Below are 5,352 nucleotides of genomic sequence, written 5' to 3'. Positions count from 1 at the left end.
CCCAGGTAGGAGCCAGCCTTGCTGGCGAAAGGCGCGACGCGGTGCTTGCCTTGATGACGATGCGTTGCGGTTCGCCAGCAAGGCTGGCTCCTACGGGGTATCGGGGGATCAGAAGTCGTAACTGAGGCTGGTGTAGTAGAACGCGCCCTGCGCGCCTTCGGGGCTGGTGATCGAGTACTTCTGCACGCCATACAGCTGCGCGCCTTCGAGCTTGTCCGGGTGGCTGTCGAACAGGTTGATCGCGCCCACCGACAGGGTCAGCCCCAGGCCGAAGCGGTAGGCCACATCGAGGTCGGTCACCCATTGCGCACCGAAGGTCTGGTCCAGGGCCGGGTTGGCGGCGTTGCGGTTTTGCCACTCACCATAACGGCGCTGGGCCACGGTCACGCTCCAGCCGTCGTACAGCCAGTTGGCGCCCAGGGTCAGCTTGTCCTTGGGCGTGCCGTCCTCGATCAGCCCTTGGGTGTTGCGGCCGATGATCTGGTTGCCGGGGATGCCGCCCACGTCGTCCAGCCCGGTGATGCGAGTGTTGGTGCGGGCATAGCCGCCGTTGAGGTCGAGCCGGCCCCAGGCGCCGAGGTCGAGCTGGTAGTGCCCGGCCAGTTCGATGCCATCGGTGCGGGTGTCGGCGATGTTGCTGTAGAACGCCGCGCTCTGGATGTTGGCGTAGGGCGTGCCGGCGAAGATCGGCCCGACCACTACGGCCGGCAACTGGTCGGAGAGGGTGATGCGGTTGTCGATGTCGATACGGTAGGCGTCGACGGTCAGCGAGGCGTTGGGGAGTGGGCGCCACACCAGGCCCACGGAGAAGTTGGTCGATTCCTCCGGCTTGAGCGCCTTGCCGCCGAGCAACCGTGCCTCGGGGCTGTCGGCGCGCAGGGTGCGCTGCTGCACCTCGACCCAGTTGCCGCTGCCCGGCGGTTGCTCGACCACCTGCACGCTGAACGACGATAGCCCCGCCTGCACCAGGGACGGTGCGCGGTAGCCGGTGCTGGCGCTGGCCCGGGCAGCGATCTCGGGGGTGAAGTCGTAGCGCAGCGACAGCTTGCCGTTGGTGGTGTCGCCGAAGTCCGAGTAGTGCTCGCTGCGCAGGGCGAAACCGGCCTGGAATTGCTCGGTCACCTGCCCTTCGAGGTCGAAGTAGGCGCCGATCACCCGGCGATCCAGCGAGGTGGCGTCCACCTGGGTGATGCCCGAGTAATAACCGGGGATGCGTCGCCCGGTCAGTGGGTCGACGGTGTTGAACAGGGGGCCGTTCTGCCAGCCTTGGGCATCGCCGGCCGTGAGCTGGTAGTTCTCCTCGCGCCAGGCCAGGCCGGCGGAAACGGTGAGCGGTTTGAACAGCAGGTCGGTGGCGAAGTCACGGGTCCAATCCAGGGAGAGGTTGGTCTGGTCGGCCTCGCGCCGTCCGGTGTAGATCGTCGAAGCACTGGATGCCCCCCAACTGGGATTGATCGCATCGCGGTCGGTGGAGTCGAGGCGGTTGTTGCCGTGGTTCAGCGCCAGGTCGAAGTGGCCGAGGGTCTCGTCCTCGTAGCGCAGGCCACCGGTGACGGCATAGTCCTCAAGGCCATAGCGGGTGATCGGCAGGCGCCCGTCCGGATAGCGGGCCAGGGCCACGCTGCCATAGTTGTTGCGCAGGGTGGTGGGCGGGTCGAAGAAGTTCTCGGCGTCGGTGTTCTTGTGTGCATAGGTGGCCAGGCCATAGGCGCTCAGGCCTTCGCCCAGGCCCATCTCGGCATTGGCGGTGACGTTGTACTGGTCCGAGACATTGCCCGAGCCCCAGCGCCAGTTGCGGTAGCGGTTGTTCTGCTCGCGCGGGGTGTTGGTGCTGGTGGAACCGGGGTAGAACAATCGGTTGTCGTCGCGGGTGTCGCTGGCCGGGTCCTGGCTGCCGGCGTCGAAGGCCAGGGTGAGGAAGCCGTCGTTGGGGAGGGCGAAGCCCTTCCAGCCGCTGAGTTTGCGTTGCAGGCCATCGCCTTTGTCGTAGCCGCCAAAGCGGTAGCCGATGTTGCCGCCGTCGTCGCGTTCCTTGAGCACGATGTTGATTACCCCGGCGATAGCGTCCGAGCCGTACTGGGCGGCGGCGCCGTCGCGCAGGATCTCGACCCGTTCCACGGCTGACAGCGGGATCAGGCTCAGGTCCACCGCCGCCGCGCCACGGCCGTTGACCAGGCCCTGGCGGGTGATGTTGGCGCTGGTGTGGCGGCGCTTGCCGTTAACCAGCACCAGCACCTGGTCGGAGGCCAGGCCGCGCAGCGAGGCGCCCTGGGCGATGGAGCCGGCGAAGGCGCCTTGAGGTGATTGCGGGTAGTTGAACGAGGGCGACAGGGCGGTGAGCGCGCCGGACAGGTCCTGGGCACCGGTGGCCTGGAGTTTCTCGCTGCTGAGCACGTCCACCGGGGCGGCGCTTTGCAGGGCGGTGAGGTCGCTGCGGTGGGTGCCGACCACGACCACGGTGTCGAGCTGGTCGGCGGCGAGGGCAGGCAGGGCTAGGCTGCCGATGGCCAGGGTGAGGGCCAAGGGAATGTGCTGGGGCATGGGGTGTCCTTTTGAATGGCATGGCTGCCTTGGGGCCTCTACGAGGCCCTTTCGCGGCGCAAGGCCGCTCCTACAGGGGCCGCGCAATCCTTGTAGGGGCGGCCTTGCGCCGCGAAAGGGCTGCGCAGCAGCCCCAAGGGCAGAAAGTCAGAACCGGCTGGTAACGCTCAACCCGACCGTGCGCGGATCGCCGTAGGTGATCACGTACTGCCCGGCGCCGCCGTTGGGCCGGCCATGCACCTGGTAGCGGCGGTCGGTGAGGTTGTTGACGAAGCCGGTGACGCTGAGCTTGTCGTCGGCGCTGAACCAGCTCAGGCGCGCGTTGGCCAGGGTGTAGTGCGGCTGGCTGAGGGTTGCGTCGGCGCTGCCCTGGCGGTCGGCGAGGAAGTACTCCTTGTCGCGGAAACTCACGTCGCCCCCGGCCACCACACGCCCAGGCACGTCCAGCGGCAGGGTGTAGTCGGCGCCCAGCGACACCACGTTGCGCGGCGAACGCACGAAACTGTTGCCGCTGTAGTCGCCGGTCACCACGCCGGTGGTCGGGTTGGTGTTCTTGAAGTCGGTGTACTCGGTGTCGAGGAACGACAGTGCCGCGCGCAGGTGCAGGCGTTCGGTGGGCTGGCCTTCGATCTCCAGTTCCGCGCCCTTGACCTTGCCCTTGGCGCCGTTGGTCAGGGCGGTGGTGAGCACGCCGTCATTGACTGTCAGCAGGTTCACCTGGATGTCCGAGTAGTCGTAGTAGAAGACGTTGGCGTTGACCGTCAGGCGCCGGTCGAACCACTCGGACTTGAGCCCCAGCTCGTAGGCGTCCAGCTCTTCCGGGTCGACCGTGGTTAACTGCGCCAGGCTGGTAGACAGCCCGGTATTGAAGCCGCCGGAGCGGAAACCGTGGGCATAGCGGAAGAACACCCGCAGGTTGTCGTTGATGCGGTATTCCGGGGTCAGGTCGTAGGTCCAGGCTTCCCAGGTCTTGTCTTCCTGGCGATTGCCGTTGCTGCCGGCGCCGGCAATGGGGATCAGCGGGCCGTTGGCGGTGGCGCGGGTCAGTTGCACCAGGTCCAGGTCGATGTCCTTTTTCTCCTGGGTCCAGCGCAGGCCGCCGGTCACGCTGAAGGCGTCGGTGAATTCATAGGTGACGTTGCCGAACAGCGCGTAGCTGTCGGTACGGTGGTCGAAGCCCAGGTCGCGGTAGGCGGTGGTGCCGACCTGGTTGGAGCCGGTGCCGTTGGGTGTCGGGCCTGGTGTGACGATGCGCTGCGCGGCGCTGTCGAGGTCTTCGTGGAAATAGTGGGCACCGAGCAGCCAGTGCAGCGGACGATCCTCCGGCGAGGCCAGGCGCAGTTCCTGGGACCACTGGCGGTAGCTGTTGTCGGTGATCGCGGCGCCGTTGACTTCGTAGGGGGTGTAGTCGGCGTCGGTGGTGGAGCGGTTGCGGATGTAGTCGTAGGCGCTGATCGAGGTCAGGGTGTAGTCGCCCAGGTACCAATTGAAGGTCAGCGAGGCGCCGTCGTGGTCGAGGCGGTAGTCCTCGTTGACGTTGAGCGAGATGTCGCGGCCGTTGGGGCGCTCGTAGCCGACGTTGTAGTAGCGGCCCACCGGCAGCGAACCGTTGCTGCCGTCGCCCTTGAACTGGCGGCTGTGGAGTTTCAGCAGGGCGTCGAGGTCGGGGTTGAGCTGGGCAAGGAACTGCACGCGCACCGCCTTCTTGTTCACGTCGCCGTAGCTGTTGCCGTCGTAGTCGTTGTTCTGGAAACCGTCGCGCTCCTCGGAATACAGCGATACCCGGCCGGCCAGTTTCTCGTCCACCAGGGTGCCGCCGATGGCGCCGTTGAGGATGCGTTCGTTCTTGCTGCCGAAGCCGATGGTGCCGTAGCCGTCGGTGTCGAAGGTCGGCTTCTTCGAGATCACGTTGACCGCGCCGGCCGTGGTGTTCTTGCCGTACAGGGTGCCTTGCGGGCCACGCAGGATCTCGATGCGCTCCAGGTCGAACAGCGGCCCGCCACCGGCGACGGGGGCGTTGAGGTAGACGTCGTCGGCATAGATACCCACCGGGTAGACCGTCGCCGCGCCGGTGTCGCCGGTGCCCAGGCCGCGGATGTACCAGCGCGGGCGACCGTCGCCGTCGGGGTTCTTGGCCGAGGCGTTGGGCACGAAGGTGGTGATGTCGCCCATCGCGCGCACGCCGTCGGCGACCAGTTGCGTGCCCTTGATGGCCGACACGGCCACCGGCACTTCCTGCAGTGTCTGTTCGCGGTGCTGGGCGGTGACGGTGACGGTCTCCAGGGCCGGTTCGGGCTTGTTGTCGTCGGCGGCGAAGGTGTGGCTGGTGGTGCTGCCGAGCAACAGCGCGAGGCTGATTTGGCGGGCTAGTGGATGGCGCTGGTGCATGTGGATTCTCCCCGTATTTAAGCGTTGTTGGGGAGGGCTGGAGCAGGGACTGTGCCAAGCTCGTAACCTTCTGTTTTTACATATTTTTATGGGCTTTTTAAGGCGGTTGTGCGGATTGCGCAGCAGCAGTGTGCTTGGGCGGTGTTGCTGGGGCAGCAGGGAGGCTGAGGGCTACTGTGGCAGCAACAGTTTTGTGTTGACCGTACCGGCCCATTCGCCGGCAAAGCCGGCTCTTACGGGACGGTTGTGAGGCTCTGGTTCTGTGGGAGTGGGTTTACCCGCGAAAGTGGCTCGTAGCCTGGTAAGCGCCTTACATCCTTCAAGGAAAGTTCCTACGCGAGCTCGGATCGGTCCTGCATATCTGGTGGAGAAGTTCCGCTAGCTTGGCGGTTTTCCCCACTTTGCAGGGGGCCATGCTGCACC

2 protein-coding genes are annotated in these 5,352 nt (G+C 66.1%); both read right to left on the bottom strand.

Annotated features, from left to right (window positions below):
- Positions 1-108: 108 nt before the first annotated feature.
- A complete protein-coding gene (locus NGM28_RS28205; RefSeq protein WP_252092515.1) occupies positions 109-2,541 on the bottom strand; it encodes a TonB-dependent receptor plug domain-containing protein in 2,433 nt (810 codons plus the stop codon).
- 147 nt (positions 2,542-2,688) lie between these two features.
- On the bottom strand, positions 2,689-4,929 hold the full coding sequence (locus tag NGM28_RS28200; RefSeq protein WP_252092514.1) for a TonB-dependent receptor: 2,241 nt from the start codon (positions 4,927-4,929) through the stop codon (positions 2,689-2,691).
- Between the last annotated feature and the right edge of the window lie 423 nt (positions 4,930-5,352).

Source organism: Pseudomonas sp. MWU13-3659 (assembly GCF_023757525.1).
Lineage (GTDB): Bacteria > Pseudomonadota > Gammaproteobacteria > Pseudomonadales > Pseudomonadaceae > Aquipseudomonas > Aquipseudomonas entomophila_E.
This window is presented reverse-complemented; position numbering and strand designations above follow the sequence as displayed.